This is a genomic window from Ensifer sp. EB106-03-01-XG145 (assembly GCF_058792075.1).
In genome coordinates this window covers 227,045-247,429 of record NZ_JBYTEC010000005.1, presented here as the reverse complement: position 1 = coordinate 247,429, position 20,385 = coordinate 227,045, and the positions used below count along the sequence as shown (strand labels likewise).

14 protein-coding genes are annotated in these 20,385 nt (G+C 63.1%); 4 read left to right on the top strand and 10 right to left on the bottom strand.

Features of this window, described 5'->3' with window-relative positions:
* Positions 1–326 precede the first annotated feature (326 nt).
* Complete coding sequence (gene rpsU / locus AC3WWH_RS15495; RefSeq protein WP_012709405.1) at positions 327–539, bottom strand: 30S ribosomal protein S21; 213 nt, start codon at positions 537–539, stop codon at positions 327–329.
* 324 nt (positions 540–863) lie between these two features.
* Here rpsU and AC3WWH_RS15490 point away from each other — a divergent pair, with 324 nt between their 5' ends.
* From AC3WWH_RS15490 to soxG, 4 genes are read left to right on the top strand one after another with little or no spacing between them, the layout of a single operon-like run.
* Entirely contained in the window at positions 864–2,117 is a 1,254-nt protein-coding gene (locus AC3WWH_RS15490) for a sarcosine oxidase subunit beta family protein (protein ID WP_058326848.1), read from the top strand.
* 10 nt (positions 2,118–2,127) lie between these two features.
* Complete coding sequence (locus AC3WWH_RS15485) at positions 2,128–2,448, top strand: sarcosine oxidase subunit delta (protein ID WP_057254592.1); 321 nt, start codon at positions 2,128–2,130, stop codon at positions 2,446–2,448.
* On the top strand, positions 2,445–5,438 hold the full coding sequence (locus AC3WWH_RS15480) for a sarcosine oxidase subunit alpha (protein ID WP_058325250.1): 2,994 nt from the start codon (positions 2,445–2,447) through the stop codon (positions 5,436–5,438). The genes AC3WWH_RS15485 and AC3WWH_RS15480 overlap by 4 nt, the downstream gene beginning before the upstream one ends.
* Entirely contained in the window at positions 5,431–5,982 is a 552-nt protein-coding gene (soxG, locus tag AC3WWH_RS15475; RefSeq protein ID WP_058325249.1) for a sarcosine oxidase subunit gamma family protein, read from the top strand. Before AC3WWH_RS15480 ends, soxG begins: the two co-directional genes overlap by 8 nt.
* A 103-nt stretch (positions 5,983–6,085) precedes the next feature.
* Here soxG and AC3WWH_RS15470 read toward each other — a convergent pair whose 3' ends face one another.
* The 9 genes from AC3WWH_RS15470 to AC3WWH_RS15430 all read right to left on the bottom strand — a co-directional run bounded on the left by AC3WWH_RS15470 (position 6,086) and on the right by AC3WWH_RS15430 (position 20,379).
* On the bottom strand, positions 6,086–6,574 hold the full coding sequence (locus AC3WWH_RS15470; protein WP_057254595.1) for a MaoC family dehydratase: 489 nt from the start codon (positions 6,572–6,574) through the stop codon (positions 6,086–6,088).
* A 74-nt stretch (positions 6,575–6,648) separates the two neighbouring features.
* Positions 6,649–8,613 carry a glycogen debranching protein GlgX gene (gene glgX, locus AC3WWH_RS15465; RefSeq protein ID WP_058325322.1) on the bottom strand — a complete coding sequence of 655 codons (1,965 nt, stop codon included), beginning with the start codon at positions 8,611–8,613 and terminating at the stop codon, positions 6,649–6,651.
* Positions 8,614–8,720: 107 nt separating this feature from the next.
* The gene (locus tag AC3WWH_RS15460) at positions 8,721–10,349 is read right to left on the bottom strand and encodes an alpha-D-glucose phosphate-specific phosphoglucomutase (RefSeq protein WP_058325248.1); all 1,629 of its coding nucleotides are present in this window, start codon (positions 10,347–10,349) and stop codon (positions 8,721–8,723) included.
* 6 nt (positions 10,350–10,355) lie between these two features.
* Positions 10,356–11,798 carry a glycogen synthase GlgA gene (gene glgA / locus AC3WWH_RS15455; protein ID WP_058325247.1) on the bottom strand — a complete coding sequence of 481 codons (1,443 nt, stop codon included), beginning with the start codon at positions 11,796–11,798 and terminating at the stop codon, positions 10,356–10,358.
* Positions 11,799–11,805: 7 nt separating this feature from the next.
* Positions 11,806–13,068, bottom strand: a complete 1,263-nt coding sequence (gene glgC, locus AC3WWH_RS15450; RefSeq protein WP_057254598.1) for a glucose-1-phosphate adenylyltransferase — start codon at positions 13,066–13,068, stop codon at positions 11,806–11,808.
* 120 nt (positions 13,069–13,188) lie between these two features.
* On the bottom strand, positions 13,189–15,399 hold the full coding sequence (glgB, locus tag AC3WWH_RS15445; RefSeq protein WP_058325246.1) for a 1,4-alpha-glucan branching protein GlgB: 2,211 nt from the start codon (positions 15,397–15,399) through the stop codon (positions 13,189–13,191).
* Positions 15,396–17,861, bottom strand: a complete 2,466-nt coding sequence (locus AC3WWH_RS15440; RefSeq protein ID WP_093233534.1) for a glycogen/starch/alpha-glucan phosphorylase — start codon at positions 17,859–17,861, stop codon at positions 15,396–15,398. The genes glgB and AC3WWH_RS15440 overlap by 4 nt, the downstream gene beginning before the upstream one ends.
* 219 nt (positions 17,862–18,080) lie before the next feature.
* Positions 18,081–19,322 (bottom strand): vWA domain-containing protein, encoded by a 1,242-nt coding sequence (locus AC3WWH_RS15435; protein WP_057254600.1) that lies wholly within the window; start codon positions 19,320–19,322, stop codon positions 18,081–18,083.
* 178 nt (positions 19,323–19,500) lie between these two features.
* The gene (locus AC3WWH_RS15430) at positions 19,501–20,379 is read right to left on the bottom strand and encodes a transglutaminase family protein (RefSeq protein ID WP_058325245.1); all 879 of its coding nucleotides are present in this window, start codon (positions 20,377–20,379) and stop codon (positions 19,501–19,503) included.
* Between the last annotated feature and the right edge of the window lie 6 nt (positions 20,380–20,385).

Genomic DNA, 20,385 nt, shown 5'->3' with positions numbered 1-20,385 from the left:
CGGCTTCCGTTCCTACAGCGCCGCGTGTCTTCATGACGCGCCAAGGTCGCTGTAACACGTTGAGTTTCTGCATAATTCTGCCCTTAAATCGAACCCGATTTAAGGAACTATGCAGTAGAGCCGCTGAAACTCCCCGCGGGCTCCGCAGCCGGGCTTCATCGTGCCTCGGCAAGCCGCCCGGTTAAACGCTCCGGCCGGCCATCCGTCACCGGCAGCGTCGATCACGCTAGCCTGTCGGCGGAAAAGATGTCCATACCAAAAAAAGGCGGTGGCGATATTTCGCCCCCGCCACGACTTACATCGGAAAGCGTCGAAAAAACGACAAATCAGCGGGCCAGGAGGCCTTCGCGCTGTGCACGCTTGCGTGCCAGCTTGCGGACGCGGCGAACGGCTTCAGCCTTTTCGCGGGCGCGCTTCTGGGACGGCTTTTCATAGAAATCGCGCATCTTCATTTCGCGGAAAATGCCTTCGCGCTGCATCTTCTTCTTGAGAGCGCGGAGCGCCTGATCGACATTGTTATCGCGGACAAGTACCTGCACGTGAAATCCCGTTCCTTTGGTTCGAGTTGTTTGTGACTCCGTCAGGTGCCGGAGGCAAAAGAATGACATTCGCTAAGCTGGAAGCTTTACGATTAGAGGAGCGGATACCAGATCATCAGGCGAAAGTCCAGCGACGACATGAGGAAGCGCTGAAAAATCCTGGGATGCGGGGCGGCACCTGTTCCCGCCCCGGCAGTAGCCGATCGGCGACCATGTCGCAACTGCGCGCAAGTCCACGCAATTGCGTCGCAAAAGAAACGTTGCGCGGGCGTCGGATTTGCGATCTCTAACGCCAATGAGAACGGGGTTCATGGAGTGAGGCCGATGCGCAAATATTCAGTTTTCGCCGTGGCGCGCGAGGCGTTGCGCGGCCACAAGGGGTGGGCGCCGCAATGGGCGTCGCCGGAGCCGCGCAAAGAGTATGATGCGATCATCATCGGCGGTGGTGGCCATGGCCTCGGTGCGGCCTATTACCTCGCCAAGGAGCACGGCATCACCAATGTCGCGGTGCTCGAAAAGGGTTGGATCGGCGGCGGCAATACCGGTCGCAACACCACGATCATCCGGTCCAACTATCTCTATGAAGAGAGCATGGACATCTACGAGCATTCGCTGAAGCTCTGGGAAAACCTGTCGCAGGATCTGAACTACAACGTCATGTATTCGCCGCGCGGCGTCATGATGCTGTCGCACAACATCCACGACCAGCAGTCGTTCAAGCGCCATATCAATGCCAACCGCCTCTACGGCATCGACAATGAATGGCTGACGCCGGAACAGGCCAAGGCCTATTGTCCGCCGCTCGATATCGCCAAGACGGCGCGTTACCCGATCAACGGCGCGGCCCTTCAGCGCCGCGGCGGCACGGCCCGCCACGATGCGGTTGCCTGGGGTTACGCACGCGCCGCCTCTGACCGCGGCGTGCACATCATCCAGAACTGCGAAGTGACCGGCATCCGCCGTGACGAGACCGGCCGGGTCGTCGGCGTCGACACCAACCGCGGTTACATCGGCGCCAAGAAGGTCGGCGTCTCCGCCGCCGGCCATTCCTCGGTGCTGATGCAGATGGCCGACGTGCGTGTGCCGCTGCAGAGCCAGCCGCTGCAGGCGCTGGTCTCCGAGCCGCTGAAGCCGATCTTCCCCTGCGTCGTCATGTCGAACTCGGTGCATGCCTACATCTCGCAGTCCGACAAGGGCGAGTTCGTCATCGGCGCCGGCACCGACCAGTACAATTCCTATTCGCAGACCGGCGGCCTGCAGATCATCACCCATACGCTGGACGCGATCTGCGAGCTCTTTCCGATGTTCCGCCGCGTCAAGATGATGCGGCAGTGGGGCGGCATCGTCGACGTCACCCAGGACCGCTCGCCGATCCAGGGGGTCACGCCGGTTCCGGGCCTGTTCCTGAATGCCGGCTGGGGTACGGGCGGCTTCAAGGCGACGCCGGGCTCGGCCAATCTCTTCGCCCATCTGATCGCCAAGGGCGAGCCGCATCGTCTCGCCGCGGGCCTGACGCTGGAGCGCTTCCGCACCGGCCGGCTCATCGACGAGGCGGCTGCCGCTGCCGTTGCGCACTGAGGATTTCGAGATGCTTCTGATCTACTGCCCCTATTGCGAAGAAGAGCGCTCCGAGCTCGAATTCCGCGGCGCCGGCGACGCCCATATCGCCCGTCCGACCAACATCGCCGACATCACCGACGAGGAATTCGAGGAATATTTCTTCCTGCGTCAGAACCCGAAGGGTCTGATCTTCGAGCGTTGGCGCCATATCCATGGCTGCGGCCGTTTCTTCAACGCCGCGCGCGACACGGTCAGCGACCGCTTCTACACCACTTACAAGGCTGGCGAGCCGAAGCCTGACATCGCCGCCATTCTTCAGAGCGAGCAGGATAAGGGAGCTGCGAAATGATGGGGGCCAATCGCATTCCAGGCGTGGGCCGCCTGACACCGGCGCGCACCGCACGCTTCACCTTCGACGGCCGCACGCTGACGGCGCTCGAGGGCGATACGGTCGCCTCGGCGTTGCTTGCCAACGGCATTCACCTTGTCGGCCGTTCGTTCAAGTATCACCGCCCGCGCGGCATTCTGTCGGCCGGTGCGGAAGAGCCGAACGCGCTGCTCGATGTCTCGCGTGATGCCGCCCGACGGCAGCCGAACGTGCGCGCCACGGTGCAGGAAGTCTTCGACGGCATGAAGGTGGAATCGCAGAACCGCTGGCCGTCGCTCGCCTTCGACGCCGGCGGTCTCAACGATCTGATGTCGCCGTTCTTCGCCGCCGGCTTCTACTACAAGACCTTCATGTGGCCGAAGGCCGCCTGGCACGCGATCTATGAACCCTTCATCCGCCGCGCGGCCGGTCTCGGCGTCGCCCCGACGGAAGCCGATCCGGATCACTATGCGAGCCGCTACGCCCATTGCGACGTGCTCGTCATCGGTGCCGGGGTTGCCGGACTTTCGGCAGCACTTGCCGCCGCCAAGGCGGGCGCCAAGGTAATCATCTGCGACGAACAGCCGGAAGTGGGCGGTGCGCTGCGCTATGAAAGCGGCACGACGATCGACGGCAAGGACGGCTGGGACTGGGCGCAGGAGACTGCCAAGGCGCTTGCCGCCATGGACAACGTCACGCTTTTGACCCGCACCACCGGGTTCGGCTACTACAACCACAATTTCGTCGGCCTGGTCGAACGGGTGACCGATCATCTGGCGGCGCTCGACAAGTCGCTGCCGCGCGAGCGGCTGTGGCAGGTGCGCGCCAAGAAAGTGATCCTCGCCAACGGCCAGATCGAACGGCACATGGTGTTTGCCAACAACGACCGGCCGGGCATCATGCTCGCTTCGGCCGGCCGCACCTATCTCAACCATTTCGGCGTCGCCGTCGGCTCGAAGGTGGGCGTCTACACCGCCCATGACTCCGCCTATGAAGCCGCCTTCGACCTGAAGCGCGCCGGTGTTACCGTGGCGGCCATCGTCGATTGCCGCGAGAATCCCGGCGAGGCGGTTCTCGCCGAGGCACGCCGTCTCGGCATCGAAGTGCTGACCGGGCATTCGGTGATCAAGGCCGGCGGCAAGCTGCGCGTGAACTCGATCAGCGTTGCCCGCAACGGTGGCGGTTCGGCCCGCAAGATCGCCGTCGACGCGCTGCTGGTCTCGGCCGGCTGGACGCCGTCGGTGCACCTCTTCTCGCAGTCGCGCGGCAAGGTGAAGTTCGATGCGGCAACGCAGCGCTTCCTGCCCGGCACCTATCTGCAGGATTGCCTGTCGATCGGCGCCTGCAACGGCACCGACGATCTTCAGGCAACGATCGACGAGGCGCTTGCCGCCGGCGAACTGACCGCCCGTGCGGCCGGTGCCGAAGGCGGGGCGCAGGTGGCGCTTTCTGGTGAAAATCGCTTCGGCTGGACCGGCGGCATGATCGGCGCTGCGGAAGGGGCTGGCCCCGACACGACGGTCAAGGCCTTCATCGACTTCCAGCACGACGTTTGCGCCAAGGACATCCGCCTGGCGGTGCGCGAAGGCATGCACTCGATCGAGCATATCAAGCGCTTCACCACCAACGGCATGGCGTCCGACCAGGGCAAGCTGTCCAACATGCACGGTCTGGCGATCGCCGCCGAAGCGCTTGGCAAGGACATCCCTCAGGTGGGCCTCACCACCTTCCGCCAGCCCTATACGCCGATAACCTTCGGCGCGATCGTCAACCATTCGCGCGGCGCCCTCTTCGATCCGGCGCGCAAGACGCCCATGCATGCCTGGGAGGAGGCGCATGGCGCCGAGTTCGAAGACGTTGGCAACTGGAAGCGCGCCTGGTTCTATCCGCGCGCCGGCGAAGACATGCACGAGGCGGTCGCGCGCGAGTGCAAGACGGTGCGTGACGTCGCCGGTGTCTTCGACGCCTCGACGCTCGGCAAGATCGAGGTCGTCGGCCCGGATGCGGCGCAGTTCCTCAATCTCATGTACACCAATGCCTGGGACAACCTGAAGCCGGGCCGCTGCCGCTACGGCATCATGCTGCGCGACGACGGCTTCGTCTATGACGACGGCGTGGTCGGCAGGCTTGCCGAGGACCGCTTCCACGTAACGACGACGACCGGCGGTGCGCCGCGCGTCATGAACCACATGGAAGACTATCTGCAGACCGAGTTCCCGCATCTGAAGGTGTGGCTGACCTCGACGACGGAACAGTGGGCCGTCATCGCCGTCCAGGGGCCGAAGGCACGCGAGATCATCGCGCCGCTGGTTGAAGGCATCGACCTTTCCAACGAGGCCTTCCCGCATATGAGCGTTGCGGAAGGCAAGATCTGCGGCGTCCCGACCCGGCTTTTCCGCATGTCGTTCACTGGCGAGCTCGGCTTCGAAGTCAACGTTCCGGCCGATTACGGCCAGGCGGTCTGGGAAGCGATCTGGGCGCGGGCCGAGCCAATGGGCGCCTGCGCCTACGGCACGGAAACCATGCACGTGCTGCGCGCCGAGAAGGGTTACATCATCGTCGGCCAGGATACCGACGGTACGCTGACGCCCGACGATGCCGGCCTCTCCTGGGCGGTGTCGAAGAAGAAGCCCGACTTCGTCGGTATCCGCGGCCTCAAGCGCCCGGATCTCGTCAAGGATGGCCGCAAACAGCTCGTCGGCCTGCTCACCAAGGATCCGAAGGTGGTGCTGGAGGAGGGCGCGCAGATCGTGGCCGATCCGAACCAGCCGAAGCCGATGACCATGCTTGGCCATGTGACGTCGTCCTACTGGTCGGAAAACTGCGGTCGTTCGATCGCGCTGGCGATGGTTGCCGGCGGGCGCGAGCGCCTCGGCCAGACACTCTACGTGCCGATGGCCGATCGCACGATCGCCGTCGAGGTGAGCGACATGGTGTTCTTTGACAAGGAAGGGGGTCGCCTCCATGGTTGATCAGGCAATTGCAAGCCGCAAGGCGGCGCTCACCTCGCGCGGCGGCTCGGCCGAAGCGATCCTGACGCCGGCACCGGCGGCGACACGCATCTCGTTGCGCGCCGGTGCCGATGCACTGCCGGCGCTCTCGGCAGCGCTCGGCGTCACCCTGCCGACGCGGCCGAAGACCTCGGCCTCATCAGGCCAGCGTCATGCCCTGTGGATCGGGCCGGACGAGTGGCTGGTGTTCGATGAAGGCGAAGCCGACCTGATGGCGGCGGCTGCTTCGAGCGGGACACTACATTCGGCGGTCGACATTTCGCATCGCAACGTTGCCGTCATCGTCAGCGGTGCGGGCGCGGACGTGGCTGTTAACAGCGGCTGCCCGCAGGATCTGTCGCTGCAGATCTTCCCTGTCGGCGCCTGCTCGCGCACCATCTTCGGCAAGGCGGAGATCATTCTCCTCCGCACCGGTGAGGACCAGTTCCGGGTCGAGTGCTGGCGGTCGTTCTCGCCCTTCGTCTTCGGTCTGCTGTCCGAAGGTGCTGCCGACGCGGGGCATTGAATAGAAGAGCCGGGAAGTGCCTGCAAGCGCTTCCCGGCTTTCTCAGACCGTCTGAAAATTGTCCGCTCTCATTGTGCTGGCAGGACGCGTGGGCCATGCCGCCTCAAGCGTCGGCGGGGCGATCCTTCGGATCGAACTGGATGATCGTCTGCCAGGTGGCCGTCAGCGCCGGCTTGCGCTCGCCCTCGATTTCGACGCTGACGTCGTAGGTGATCATCAGCATGCTGGCGCCGCGGAAGCGCGCATCGGCCATCACGAAGTGGCCGCGCACCTTGGCGCCGCTCTTCACCGGAGCGATGAAGCGCACTTTTTCGAAGCCGTAGTTGATGCCCATGGTCTGTTCGCGGATCTTCGGCAGGCAATTGTAGTTCATGGCCGAAAGCAGCGAGAGCGACAGGAACCCGTGCGCAATCGTGCCGCCAAAGGGTGTTTCGGCGGCGGCGCGGACCGGATCGACGTGGATATACTGGTAGTCGCTGGTCGCTTCGGCGAACTTGTCGATCGTTTCCTGAGTGACCGTGATCCAGTCGGAAACGCCGACCTCCTTGCCGACCAGTACCTTGATCTCAGAAAGTGATATGTCCTGCAGCATGTAAACGCCCCGAAACAAGCCCCCCGAACGATCTATAGGCCCGCCCGGTGCAACCTGCAAGCGGTGGAAAAGCTTTAGAAAACTTCGACAAGGAAGGTGACGGACCGCGGCGCGACATGGTCCGGAATGGCAGGTCTTGCGAGCACGTTCTGCCACTTTCCGTCGATGCTGTCGGGGAGCCTGACGGGGTGGGGCGCGTGGCTGCGGTTGATGACGACGGCAAGGCGCGTCGCCCGCTTCTGCGTGCGGTCATGGGTGGCGAGCACCATCATCAGATTGTCCGTCGCCGGATGCTCCCAGTCGCCGACGGCCATGGGCTGTCCGTCCAGCCGCCGCCAATCGACATCGCCGTTTCCGGTCAGGAACGCGGTCTCATCGAAAACGCTGAAACGGCCGCGCATTGCTGACAGGGCGGCAGTGTGGGCGACGATATCGTCGTCCATCGCGGTCCAGTCGAGCCAGGTAATGGCGTTGTCCTGACAATAGGCGTTGTTGTTGCCGTGCTGGCTGCGCCCGCCTTCGTCGCCGGCGGTCAGCATGATCGTCCCGCGGGAGGAAAACAGCGTGCCGAGCAGCGCCATCACGTCATGACGTCGGGCCGTCAGGATTTCCGGATCTCCGGTGGCGCCTTCCGCGCCGTTGTTCCAGGAGTGGTTCTCGTTGTGGCCGTCGCGGTTCTCTTCGCCGTTCGCCTCGTTGTGCTTGCCGGCGTAGGAGACGATGTCGGCGAGCGTGAAGCCGTCATGGGCGGCGATGAAGTTGACGGTGCGTGTCCCGCTCTCGCCCCAGCGGGCAAAACTGCCCGACGAGCCGGCGAGCGCCGTCGCCAGAGCGCCGATCGCGTGGCGGTCGCCGCGCCAGTAGATGCGGATGTCGTCGCGCGCGCGGTCGTTCCATTCAAGGAAGGGGGAGGGGAAGTTGCCGAGTTGGTAGCCGCCCGGGCCGATGTCCCAGGGTTCGGCGATCAGCACGCGGTCGGCAAGCAGCGGATCGGCCGAGATCGCCTGGAAGAGCCGCGCCTCGCGATGGAAACCACCCATGTCGCGGCCGAGGATCGAGGCGAGGTCGAAGCGGAAGCCGTCGACACCGGCGGCATGCACGAAATGGCGCAGGCTGTCGAGGATCAGCGCTTCGACCACCGGGTGGTCGCAGGCAATGGTATTGCCGCAGCCGGTGTCGTTGATGAGTTCGCCTGGGCGATCGGTGACATGACGATAATAGGTCAGGTTGTCGAGGCCGCGCATCGACAACGTGGTGCCGAAGCGGTCGCTTTCGCCGGAATGGTTGAAGACGAGATCGAGGATGACGCCGATGCCGGCCTTGCGCAGCGCCTCGACCGTCTTGCGCAGTTCCTTGATGCCGCCCGGCACCAGCCGCGGGTCGAGCGCCATCGGCGCGATCGGATTGTAGCCCCAGCCGTTCCTGAGACCGAGGGGCGGCAGGTGGCGTTCGTCGATCCAGGCGACGATCGGCATCAGTTCGACGGCCGAGACGTCCAAGCGCTTGAGATGCTCGATGATGACGGGCTCGGCCAGTGCCGCCACGGTGCCACGCTTGGCTTCCGGGATATCCGGATGGAGGATGGTGAAGGGCTTGACGGCGATCTCGTAGATAAGGCCGCCAGCACGGAAGAGTGGCGCCTTCGGCTTGACGATCTTCGCCTCGGTGACAATGGCTTTTGGCACCAGATCAGCTGTGTCTTCGCCAAAGATCGTCAGGCGCGGATCATGCTGGAAAGGCCGGTCGAGTTCGATGGCGTAGGGATCGACAAGGAGCTTGGAAGGGTCGAACCAGAGGCCGTGGTCGGGTGAGTAGACGCCGTCGGCACGAAGGCCGTAGCGCGTGCCCTTCGGCGCATCGACAACCGTCAGGCTGTGCAGGTCGCCGTTGCGGACCATCGGTAGCTGCCGCAATTGCCTGGAGCCGGTCTTGTCGAACAGGCAGAGATCGATGCGCGCGGCGTTGCGCGACCAGACGGAAAACACTGTGCCCTCAGGCGTGACGGTGGCGCCGAGGGGTGGATTTCCGGTGGTCGGCATGAAGGCGGCCCTCTTGTTCCAGATGTGCCCGAACACCCCCTCTGCCCTTCCGGGCAAAGGGGGTGTTCGGTCGACAGAAAAAGGGCCGCATAAAGCGGCCCAGTATCTCAGGTGATGACGCTCGGCTCGGTGCGGCCGGTGCGGGTCTTGATGCCGGCGATCTCGTCGGCAACGGCGATGAGATCGGCAAGCGCTGTCTGCGTTTCGATGTCGTGGCGCGCCGCATCGGGCTCGAAGCGCTCGATGTAGACGCGCAAAGTCGCGCCCGAGGTGCCGGTGCCTGACAGGCGGAAGACGACGCGCGAGCCGCCCTCGAACAGGATGCGGATGCCCTGGTTCTTGCTGATGGAATGATCGACTGGGTCGTTGTAGGCGAAGTCGTCTGATGTCGCCACCTTGAGCGCGCCGAAGGACATGCCGGGAAGCGTGGCAAGCTGGTCGCGCAGGTTGGCGATCAGGCCGTTGGCGGCGTCGCTATCCACTTCCTCGTAGTCGTGGCGCGAGTAGTAGTTGCGGCCGTAGGTCGCCCAGTGCTTCTGAGCGATGTCGAGGGCACTTTCCTTGCGCACGGCGAGAATGTTGAGCCAGAGCAAGACGGCCCAGAGGCCGTCCTTTTCGCGCACATGGTTTGAGCCGGTGCCGGCGCTTTCCTCGCCGCAGATCGTCGCCATGCCCTCGTCGAGCAGGTTGCCGAAGAACTTCCAGCCGGTCGGCGTCTCGTAGATGCCGATGCCGAGCTTCTCGGCGACGCGGTCGGCCGCGCCGCTGGTCGGCATCGAACGGGCAATGCCGGCAAGGCCCTTGGCGTAGCCGGGCGCCAGATGCGCGTTGGCGGCAAGCATCGCGAGGCTGTCGGAGGGCGTGATAAAGATGCCGCGGCCGATGACGAGGTTGCGGTCGCCGTCACCGTCGGAGGCGGCGCCGAAATCCGGCGCGTCGGGCGCCATCATCGTCTCGTAGAGCGCGCGGGCGTGCACCAGGTTCGGGTCCGGGTGGTGGCCGCCGAAGTCCGGCAGCGGAATGAAGTTCATCACCGAGCCCTTGGGTGCGCCCAAGCGTTTCTCGATGATCTCCTTGGCGTAAGGCCCGGTGACGGCGCTCATGGCGTCGAAGACGACGCGGAAGCCGCCCGAGATCAGCTTGCGGATGGCTGCGAAGTCGAACAGGCTTTCCATCAGCTCGGCGTAGTCGGCCACCGGATCGATGACGGTCACCGTCATGCCGTCGATCTCCTGGGTGCCTTCGGCATCGAGGTTGATGTCGGCGACATCCGAGATCTTGTAGCTGTCGATCACCTTGCTGCGGGCATAGATCGCGTCGGTGACCTTTTCCGGTGCCGGACCGCCATTGCCGATATTGTACTTGATGCCGAAATCTTCCGTTGGGCCGCCGGGATTGTGGCTGGCCGAGAGCACAATACCGCCAAAGGCCTTGTATTTGCGGATGACGTTGGAGGCGGCCGGCGTCGACAGAATGCCGCCACGGCCGACGAGTACGCGGCCGAAGCCGTTCGCCGCCGCCATCTTGATGGCGATCTGGATGACTTCGCGGTTGTAGTAGCGGCCGTCGCCGCCGATCACCAGTGTTTCGCCCTGAAAGCCCTCGAGCGAATCGAAGATCGACTGGATGAAGTTCTCGGCATAGTTCTTCTGCTGGAAGACCGGGACCTTCTTGCGCAGCCCCGACGTGCCAGGCTTCTGGTCGCCATAGGGGGTTGTGGTAACCGTTCTTATCATGCTGACTTAACCTTTCCCGAGAAGACCGGAATATAGAGAGACGTAACGATCGGCACTTGTGGCCCAGGAAACGTCCGATTTCATGCCCTGGGTCTGAATTTTCGCCCAGACCTTGGGTTCGCTGTATGCACGCAGTACGCGCCGGATCGCAAGACGCAGCCCGTCAGCATTCACTGGCGTGAACTGGAAGCCGGTGGCGACCTTGGCCGCAAGCCCGGCCTCGTTCGCGTCGATGATAGTATCGGCAAGCCCGCCGGTCCGGGCGACAACCGGCACGCAACCGTAGCGCAGGCCATAGAGTTGGGTCAGCCCGCAGGGCTCAAATCGCGACGGGATGAGGATCGCGTCGGACCCCGCCTGCATCAGGTGCGACAGCGGCTCGTTGTAGCCGGTGACCATGCCGATATGGCCACGATGGCGGGAGGCGGCGGCCAGCAGCGCGCCTTCGAGCGCCGCATCGCCAGAACCGAGCACGACGAGCTTGCCACCCATAGCGACGATTTCGTCCGCGACCTCGGCGACGAGGTCCATGCCTTTCTGCCAGGTGAGCCGGCTGACGACGCAGAAGATCGGACCGTTGCCCTTTTCGAGGCCGAAGCGTTCTTCGAGCGCCCGGCGGTTGCCGGCGCGCTGCTTCAAGGTCGTCGCGCTGAAATGCTGGGCGATGTGCGGGTCGGTCTGCGGATCCCAGATATCGGCGTCGATGCCGTTGACGATGCCCGAGAGATCGGCGACGCGGCTCTTCAACAGGCCTTCGAGGCCCATGCCGAATTCCGGCGTCAGGATCTCCTGTGCATAGGACGGGCTGACCGTGGTGACCGCGTTTGCGGTCTGCAGACCGCCCTTCAGGAAGCCGACATCGCCGTAGTATTCGACGAACTGCATCGAGAAGGCTTCCGGCGGCAGCGCAAGCTCGGGGAAGACTGAGGCGCCGAACTGGCCCTGGAAGGCGATGTTGTGGATGGTCATGACCGTCGGTGTCGCGGCAGCAGAGCCGAAATGCATGTAGACCGGCGTCAAAGCCGTCTGCCAGTCATGAGCGTGGACGATATCGGGCTTCCAGCCGGAAACGACATCGCCGCCGGCGATCTCGGCGGCCGCAAGCGAGAGTGCTGCGAAGCGGCGGAAGTTGTCGACATAGTCGCGGCCAGTCGCATCGACGTAAGGGCCGCCGTCGCGCGCATAGAGTGCGGCCTGGTCGAGGACCAAAAGGTCGAGCCCGTCGACCTCGGCGGCGAGAATTGTTGCCGGATTGCCGAACAGATTGTCGAAACTGCCGACCTTCTTTTTCTTCTTCAGCTTCTGCAGCACGGCAGGATAGCCGGGCACCAGGGTGCGGGTCTTGACGCCGTGCGGCACAAGCGCTGCCGGGAGCGCGCCGACGACATCGGCGAGCCCCCCGGTCTTGATCAGCGGATAGACTTCGGACGCAACGGACAGGACGTTCATGGAGTGCCTACATTCCCAGCTTGTCGATCATCGTTTGCGTGATCAGGCAGACGCCGTTCTCCGAACGCCGGAAACGCTTGGCATCGAGCTCCGGATCGTCACCGACAACGAGCCCCTCCGGGATCACGACACGGCTGTCGATGACCACGTTGCTCAAGAGCGCATGGCGACCGATCTTCACATCGGGAAGAACTACGGCATTCTCCAGACGGGAATATGAATTTACTCTGACGCCTGTGAATAACAGGCTGCGGTTGAGAGCGGCGCCCGAGATGATGCAGTCGCCTGATATGAGCGACGACGTTGCCGAGCCGCGACGGTTCTCGTCGTCATGCACGAATTTCGCCGGCGGCTTGATCTCGGCAAAAGTCCAGATCGGCCAGGTGCTGTCGTAGATGTCGAGCTCGGGCGTCACGTGGGTCAGGTCGATATTGGCCTGCCAATAGGCATCGATTGTGCCGACGTCGCGCCAATAGGCCTCGCGCTCGAAATCGGAGCGCACGCAGGACTGCGCAAAGCGGTGGGCGACGGCTTTGCCGTTGTCGACGATGTAGGGAATGATGTCCTTGCCGAAGTCGCGGCTCGATTTCGGATCGGCGGCGTCGCGGCGCAGAAGATCCATCAGGAACTTCGTGTGGAAAACATAGATGCCCATGGAGGCAAGCGCCATGTCGGGATTGCCGGGAATGCCGGGCGGATCGGCCGGCTTCTCGACGAAGGCGATGATGCGATCCTTGTCGTCGACATGCATGACGCCGAAGCCGGTCGCTTCCATGCGTGGCACTTCGAGGCAGCCGATGGTGACGTCGGCACCGGAATCGACGTGCTGCTGCAGCATCAATTCGTAGTCCATCTTGTAAATATGGTCGCCGGCGAGGATCACCATGTACTCGACGCCGTGGTCCTCGATGATGTCGATGTTCTGATAGACGGCGTCGGCAGTGCCTTCGTACCATTGCGTCTCGGAAACGCGCTGGCTGGCGGGCAGGATGTCGAAGCTTTCGTTTCGCTCGGGGCGGAAGAAGTTCCAGCCGCGCTGCAGGTGTCGGATCAGGGAATGCGCCTTGTATTGGGTGGCGACGCCGATGCGGCGGATACCGGAGTTCAGCGCATTCGATAGCGCGAAGTCGATGATGCGGGCCTTGCCGCCGAAATAGACCGCCGGCTTCGCCCGTCGGTCCGTCAGTTCTTTCAGACGACTGCCGCGACCGCCAGCGAGAACATAGGCCATGGCATCACGTGCCAGAGGTTGCGAACGCTTTTCCACCATTTGTCCTCCCCAATCATTGACTTCCGGGGTCGTCACGGCGGCTTTTGGCGACGCCTTGCGGCCCTCGAATTTTACAATCTCGTTCCGCCTGCCGATTTCGACTGGCGGACCGGATGAAGTTTACTCCTGCTCCAGCATCAGTGTCGCCAGCGGCGGCAGCGTGATGTTGGCCATGATTGCTCCCGTGGTGCTCTTCCCGGCATAGACGGCGCCGCCGTTGCCCTTGCCGCTCCCTCCGTAGATTTCCGCGTCAGAGTTGAGGATCTCCTTCCAGCGACCTTCAACCGGCAGCGGGATGGCGTAGCTCTCCCGGTACACGGGCGTGAAATTGGTGATGACGGCGACGAGTTTTTCACCGGGCGCCTTGCGCAGCCAGGCAAAGACCGAATTGTCGCGGTCGTCGGCAAGCAGCCACTCAAAGCCGTCGCCTTCGCAATCGCGGGCATGAAGGGCGGGCTTGGCGCGGTAGGTGCCGTTGAGGTCACGCACGAGGCGCCGCATGCCCTCGTGCAGGTGATATTCGAGCAGGTTCCAGTCGAGCGCGCGCTCCTCGGACCATTCGCGCCATTGCGCGAATTCCTGTCCCATGAACAGGAGCTTCTTGCCGGGATAGCCCCACATGAAGGCGTAATAGGCCCTGAGATTGGCAAACTTCTGCCAGTCGTCGCCGGCCATCTTGGCGATCAGCGATCCCTTGCCGTGCACGACTTCGTCATGGGACAGCGGCAAAACGAAGTTTTCGCTGAAGGCGTAGAGCAGGCCGAAGGTCAGGTCGTTGTGGTGGAACTTGCGGTGCACCGGCTCGCGCGACAGATATTGCAGCGTGTCGTGCATGAAGCCCATGTTCCACTTGAAGCCGAAGCCGAGACCCCCGGCATGGACCGGATGCGATACATTCGGCCAGGAGGTCGATTCCTCGGCGATCGTCAGGATGCCCTTATGGGATCCGTAGATTTCCGTGTTCAGCGTCTGCAGGAAGCGAACCGCCTCGAGGTTCTCGTTGCCGCCATACTCGTTCGGCACCCACTCGCCGTGCTTGCGCGAGTAGTCGAGGTAGAGCATCGAGGCGACCGCGTCGACGCGCAGGCCGTCGACATGGAACTTCTCTGCCCAATAAAGCGCGTTGTTGACGAGGAACGACAGGACTTCCTGGCGGCCGAAATTGTAGATTGCGGTGTTCCAGTCCGGGTGAAAGCCTTGGCGTGGATCTTCGTGTTCGTAAAGTGCCGTGCCGTCGAACCAGCGCAAACCGTGCTCGTCGGTCGGGAAATGCGCCGGCACCCAGTCGAGGATGACGCCGATGCCGACCTTGTGGCAGCCGTTGACGAAACGCGCGAAGCCTTCCGGCTCGCCGAAGCGGGCGGTGGGCGCATAGAGCCCTGTCGTCTGGTAGCCCCAGGACGGATCGAAGGGAAACTCGGAGATCGGCAGGAACTCGATATGGGTGAAGCCCATGTCGACGCAATAGGGGATCAGCCGGTCCGCCAGTTCGTCCCAGGAGAGCATTTCGCCATTGTCGCGGCGCTGCCAGGAGCCGGCATGGACCTCGTAGATCGAGATCGGCTGGCGACGGGCATCGACCGTTGCCCAATGCTTGCGATGTGCCTCGTCGTCCCAGGTTTGCGCAATCTCCGGCGTCGTCACGGAAGCGGTGTTGGGGCGAAGCTCGGAGCGCCGGGCAAAAGGATCGGCTTTCAACGGCAGCCGCGTACCGTTGCGATCGAGGATCTCGTATTTATAGGCGAGGCCGCCTTCGACGCCGGGAATGAAGATTTCCCAGATGCCGGTGTCGGTGCGCAGCCGCATGACGTGTCGCCGGCCGTCCCAGTCGTTGAACTGGCCGACGACGGAAACGCGCTTGGCATTGGGTGCCCAGACGGCGAAGTGGTAGCCGTCGGCACCGTCGTGGTGGATCGGGTGCGCGCCCATCTTGTCGAAGAGCCGGAGGTGCGAACCTTCGCGGATGTAGTAGTCGTCCATCGGGCCGAGCACCGGACCGAAGCTATAGGGATCGACGACGATCCATTCGCCGCCCTCATTGCGGGCGCGGTAGCGCACCGGCTGGGGTTTCTTCAGCGACACGGACCCTTCGAAGAAGCCGGCGTCGTCACGTCGCTCGAGCGTGCCGAGTTCCTTGCCGGCGAGCGTTTCCACCGTCACGGTCTCGGCATCGGGGATGAAGCAGCGGGCAAGGACGGCCTTGCCGGCGGGGTGCACGCCGAGGACCGCGAAGGGGTCTTCGTGCGTGCCCGAAAGAATGGCCGCGATATCCGGCGCTGACAGCAGACCTGAAGCTGCGGGTTCCGGGTCCTTGCCGGCCGAAGGCGTCATCCAGCTCTCCAGATTTCCCCGGCATATTGCCGGATGGTGCGATCGGATGAGAACCAGCCCATCCGTGCGGTGTTGCGGATCGCTTGCGCATACCAGTCGGACGGTGTCGTCCAGAGCTGGTCGATCTCGCGCTGCGCCTTGGCATAGGCCTCGAAATCGGCCGCAACCATGAACCAGTCGTGATTGTAGATGCCGTCGATAAGACCGGAGAAGCGGTTGCGGTCGTCCGGCGAGAAGACGCCCGAGGCGATCGCCTGCAGTGCCTGCGACAGCTCGCGCGATCCTTCGATGATGGCGCGCGGATTGTGGCCCTCGGCGCGGGCCTTCGTCACCTCTTCGGCGGTCATGCCGAAGATCTTGATGTTTTCCTCGCCGATCCAGTCGCGCATCTCGACGTTCGCGCCGTCAAGCGTGCCGATCGTCAAGGCGCCGTTCAGCGCGAACTTCATGTTGCCGGTGCCAGACGCTTCCATGCCGGCGGTCGAGATCTGCTCGGAGAGGTCGGCGGACGGAACCATGATCTCGGCGAGCGAGACGTTGTAGTTCGGCACGAAGACGATCTTCAAGAGGCCGCGCACTGCCGGGTCGTTGTTGACGACGCGGGCGACGTCGTTGGCGAGTTTGATGATCAGCTTGGCATTGTGATAGCTGGGCGCCGCCTTGCCGGCGAAGAGCTTGACGCGCGGGACCCAATCGAGTTCCGGATGCGAGCGGATCTGGTCGTAGAGCGCCACCGCCTCGATGATATTCAGAAGCTGGCGCTTGTATTCGTGGATGCGCTTGATCTGGATGTCGAACATCGCCGACGGATCGAGCCTGATGCCGAGCCGGCTCTGAACGAGCTGGGCGAGGCGGACCTTGTTGGCGCGCTTGACGGCGGCGAAATGCTCCTGGAAATCCGCCTTGTCCGCAAAGGCATCGAGTGCCTGCAGCGCCTCGGTATTGTCCATGAACTCGTCGCCGATCGCGTCGCGGATCAGGCCGAAAAGACCGGGATTGCACTGCATCAGCCAGCGGCGCGGGGTGATGCCGTTGGTCTTGTTGTTGATGCGATCGGGATAAAGCCTGTGCAGGTTGGCAAAGACCGTTTCCTTCATCAGCTCCGTATGCAGTGCCGAAACGCCATTGATCGAATGCGAACCGACGAAGGCAAGGTTGCCCATGCGCACGCGACGTTCGCCGCTCTCGTCGATCAGCGAGATGTTGCGGATCTCGTCGTCCGTTGCGCCCTTCTGCCGGCGAGCCTCGATGAGGATCTTGGCGTTGATCGCGTAGACGATCTGCATGTGGCGCGGCAGCAGCCGCTCGATGAGCGGCACCGGCCAGCTTTCGAGCGCCTCCGGCAGAAGCGTGTGGTTGGTGTAGGAGATCGTGCGGCGGGTGATGTCCCAGGCCTGCTCGAAATCGAGGCCGTGCAGATCCGTCAGGAGGCGCACCAGTTCGGCAACGGAGATGGCCGGGTGGGTGTCGTTCAACTGAATGGCGACGGCGTCCGGCAGCGAGGTGAAGTCCGGATATTGCTGCAGATGCCGGCGCAGGATGTCCTGCAGAGAGGCGGAGGAGAAGAAATATTCCTGGCGCAGCCGCAGTTCCTGGCCGGCAGGCGTCGCGTCGGCGGGGTAGAGAACGCGGGTCAGGCTTTCCGCCTTGTTGCTCTCCCGCAGCGCGCCGATGTGGTCGCCGGCGTTGAAGGCGGCAAGCAGGATCGGGTCGATCGGCTGCGCCGTCCAGAGGCGAAGCGTGTTGACGCGTTTTGCCCGCCAGCCGACGGCGGGCGTATCGAAGGCTGTGGCGATGACGCGTTCGGCCGGCTTCCAGACGAAACGTTGGATTTCCTCATCGACATTGGCGGTTTCGACCACCCCGCCGAAGCCGATTTCGTAGGAGCTTTCGCGCCGCTCGAACTCCCAGGGATTGCCGTGGGCAAGCCAGGTTTCCGGCAACTCCACCTGCCAGCCATCGGCCATCTGCTGGCGGAAGAGGCCGTGCATGTAGCGGATGCCGTAGCCATAGGCGGGCACGTCGACGGTCGCCATCGATTCCATGAAACAGGCGGCGAGACGGCCAAGACCGCCATTGCCGAGCGCCGCATCCGGCTCGAGTTCGGCAACGACATCGATATCGACACCGAGCGAAGCGAGCGCATCACGCATCTCGTCCATCAGGCCGATATTGGTCATGGCGTCGCGCATCAGCCGGCCGATGAGAAATTCGAGCGAGAGGTAGTAAACGCGCTTGGCACCGGTCGCATAGGTCTTGCGGGTGGAATCCATCCACTTGTCGGTGATGCGGTCGCGGGCGACCAGGATCGCGGCCGTCAGCCAGTCGTGCGGCTTGGCAACCTTCGGATCCTTGCCGATGCGATACTTCAGGCGTTCGAGGATTTCGACGGCGAGCTGGCCGGGTTCGGACGACCTCAGGGCGGGCTGCGGCACGTCGTTGGTGGAGAGCCTGTTCATCATGAAACTGTCTTTACCCTTTTGCGTTGGGAGGTCGCAGGCCGGACCCGACCGGGGATAAAGGCAATTTATGCATCGATCCGAAGCGCTTGCAACAGATGTTTTTAAATGGATTAGAACTGTCTCAAACGGTGGGAAGTCGTTGGTGGAGCAGGCCGGCGATACCGAAAGCAAATGCCGCCCGGCAGGACCGGGCGGCAAGAAGGGCACAGTTTTGGTGTTTTATTTCGTCAGGCGCGTAGCCATGGCCGAGGCTTTTTCACCGATCGCCTTGAAGGCTGCGATCAGATCGGCGGCTTCTTCCGCCTGGAAGTAATTCGCTTCGGTCGTAGCGCAGGCCTTGAGCAACGCCTTGCCGCGATCCGGCGCCATGAATGCGACGGTATAGACCTGAACTTTGTTCTTTCGTGCGGTGTCGCACCACGTCAGGGTTGTCGTGTCGTCGCTCGTGTTGTTGTTGTCGCCGTCGGTCATGAAGACGATGTACTTTGTGGGAACCTGGCCGTTCTTAGCCTTGTGGGCGTCATCCTCGGTCGTCGCGGCAACGCGGTTGTAGGCTGTCTTGAACGCGTTGCCCGATGCCGTGCCACCTGTTGCGACAAGGGCGTTCACATAAGTCGAGGTGCCCGTTGTACCCCATGCGAGGTTCCCTGCCGTGTCCTGCGCGGAATTGTAGGAGACGGCCGCCGTGCGGACATACAGAGTGTTCGGGTCGGCGGTGTTCAGCTGCTTGACCAAATCGCCGACAGCGCTTTTCAGCGCGTCGATCTTCGTCACATAGCAGGGGTTGCTTGCCTTCAGGTTCGGATACTTGCTCCAGTTCGATTCCGTGTAGTTCGGGCACGACGTCTTGGTCGTGTCCTTGGTATTGGTCTTCCAGGCCATGGAGCCGGAGCGGTCGAGCACCAGATACATCGAGAGCGCATTCTTGCTCTCTGTCGCGCTTTCGGCGGTGGCACGGGTTTCGATGTTGATTGATGTCTTCCCGAGCAGGCGTGTCATCGCGTTGAACTGGAACGTCTGCTTGTTCAGGACCGTGACGTTGTAGGCCTTACCGGTAGGGCCATTGCTGTTTTCAATGATCTCGATGACCGGCTGGCCGGCCGTCGACGCTTCCGCCGAAGCGGTTTTGGCCAGCGATCCCGTGCCGCCTGGATCCTGCCCGCCAGGAACGTCGACGGCGGTGCCGCCCGACTGGTTCTTGAGGAAGGCCGCAGCTATTTCCTTTGCTTTCGCAATCGTCGGTGGATCCTTCGCAACCAGAGAAGAGGCCGCCGCAAGCGCTGCGGCATCCGCTGCATCCTGCATTTGGTTCTTGGCCGTCATCATGCCGGCCATATCTATGGCGACGCCGCCGGCTGCCAATATCAATGGCGCTGCGAGTGCGGCCATAATGCCGAAATTGCCACCCCGGTCCTTGAGCATCGCTACGAAGGACCGGCCTACAGTGTATCGTCTTCCCATCTTTGCACACCCCAGAGGAACACGTTGCAAGCTTGCGGGCATCAATAGCGTCGATGGCTTACGATTTCGTTCCGGCGATCGCTGCAATTTTAACGGAATGCAGGAAAACCAGTGCTTACAGCGGGTTCCGCGGCATATGCCGTGTATGAAAACGAGAATTGCGGTGTGTCAATTCGGGTCAGGGCACGGGAATGACGTCAACGGCCTGTTTCGTCGTCTGGCTGCCATAGCTCTTCAGGACCCCGATGACGGGCGCAACGTCGCCATAGTCGCGCCCGTGACCGACGACGATATGGTCGGTTCCTGCCGGAATATTGTTGGTCGGGTCGAGTTCGAGCCAGCCGCCTGTGGTACCGCACCAGATCCGCACCCAGGCGTGCATGGCGTCGGCACCCTCGAGGCGTTCCTTGCCGGGTGGAGGGATTGTCCGCAGGAAGCCGCTGACATAGCCGGCGGGGATGCCGAGGCTTCGCAGCGCCACGATCATTACATGGGCGAAATCCTGGCAGACGCCGCGCTTCAGTTTGAACGCCTCGCCCGGTGTCGTGTTCACCGTCGTGGCCTCGCCGTCATAGGTGAAATCGTGGTGGATGCGCTCGCAAAGTGCTGCGGCGATCTGTCGGACCGTCATGGTGTCCGTGACGATTGCCCGCGCATAGGCGGCAATGTCAGGTGCTTCCGGCAGGAGCGGGCTTGGTCCCGTGAAGTGGTGCGGTGCTTCGGCGTCGACGGACCAGCAAGCGGAGAGCTCGGCCGGCAGGCCGGCGAGGTCAGGCGAAAAGTCCGCGGTCAAGGGCTGCGGCTCTACTTGTACCCGCGCTTGCATGCGGATCGTCAGGTCGTCGTGAGAGGACCGAAACAGGATCGAGGTGAACGGGTTGGCGAAGAAGTCGACGCTTTCGGCGCGCTCGGCCGGCATTGGCTGGCAGCTCAGCGAACCGACGATGAGCCGTTGGCGACCGGGGAGCGTCGCCGGCATCACGCGCACGAGATGGCGCCCGCCGGAAACCGGTACTTCATAGTCATAGGTGATCTTCAGGCTGATATCGTAGAGCATGTCCGT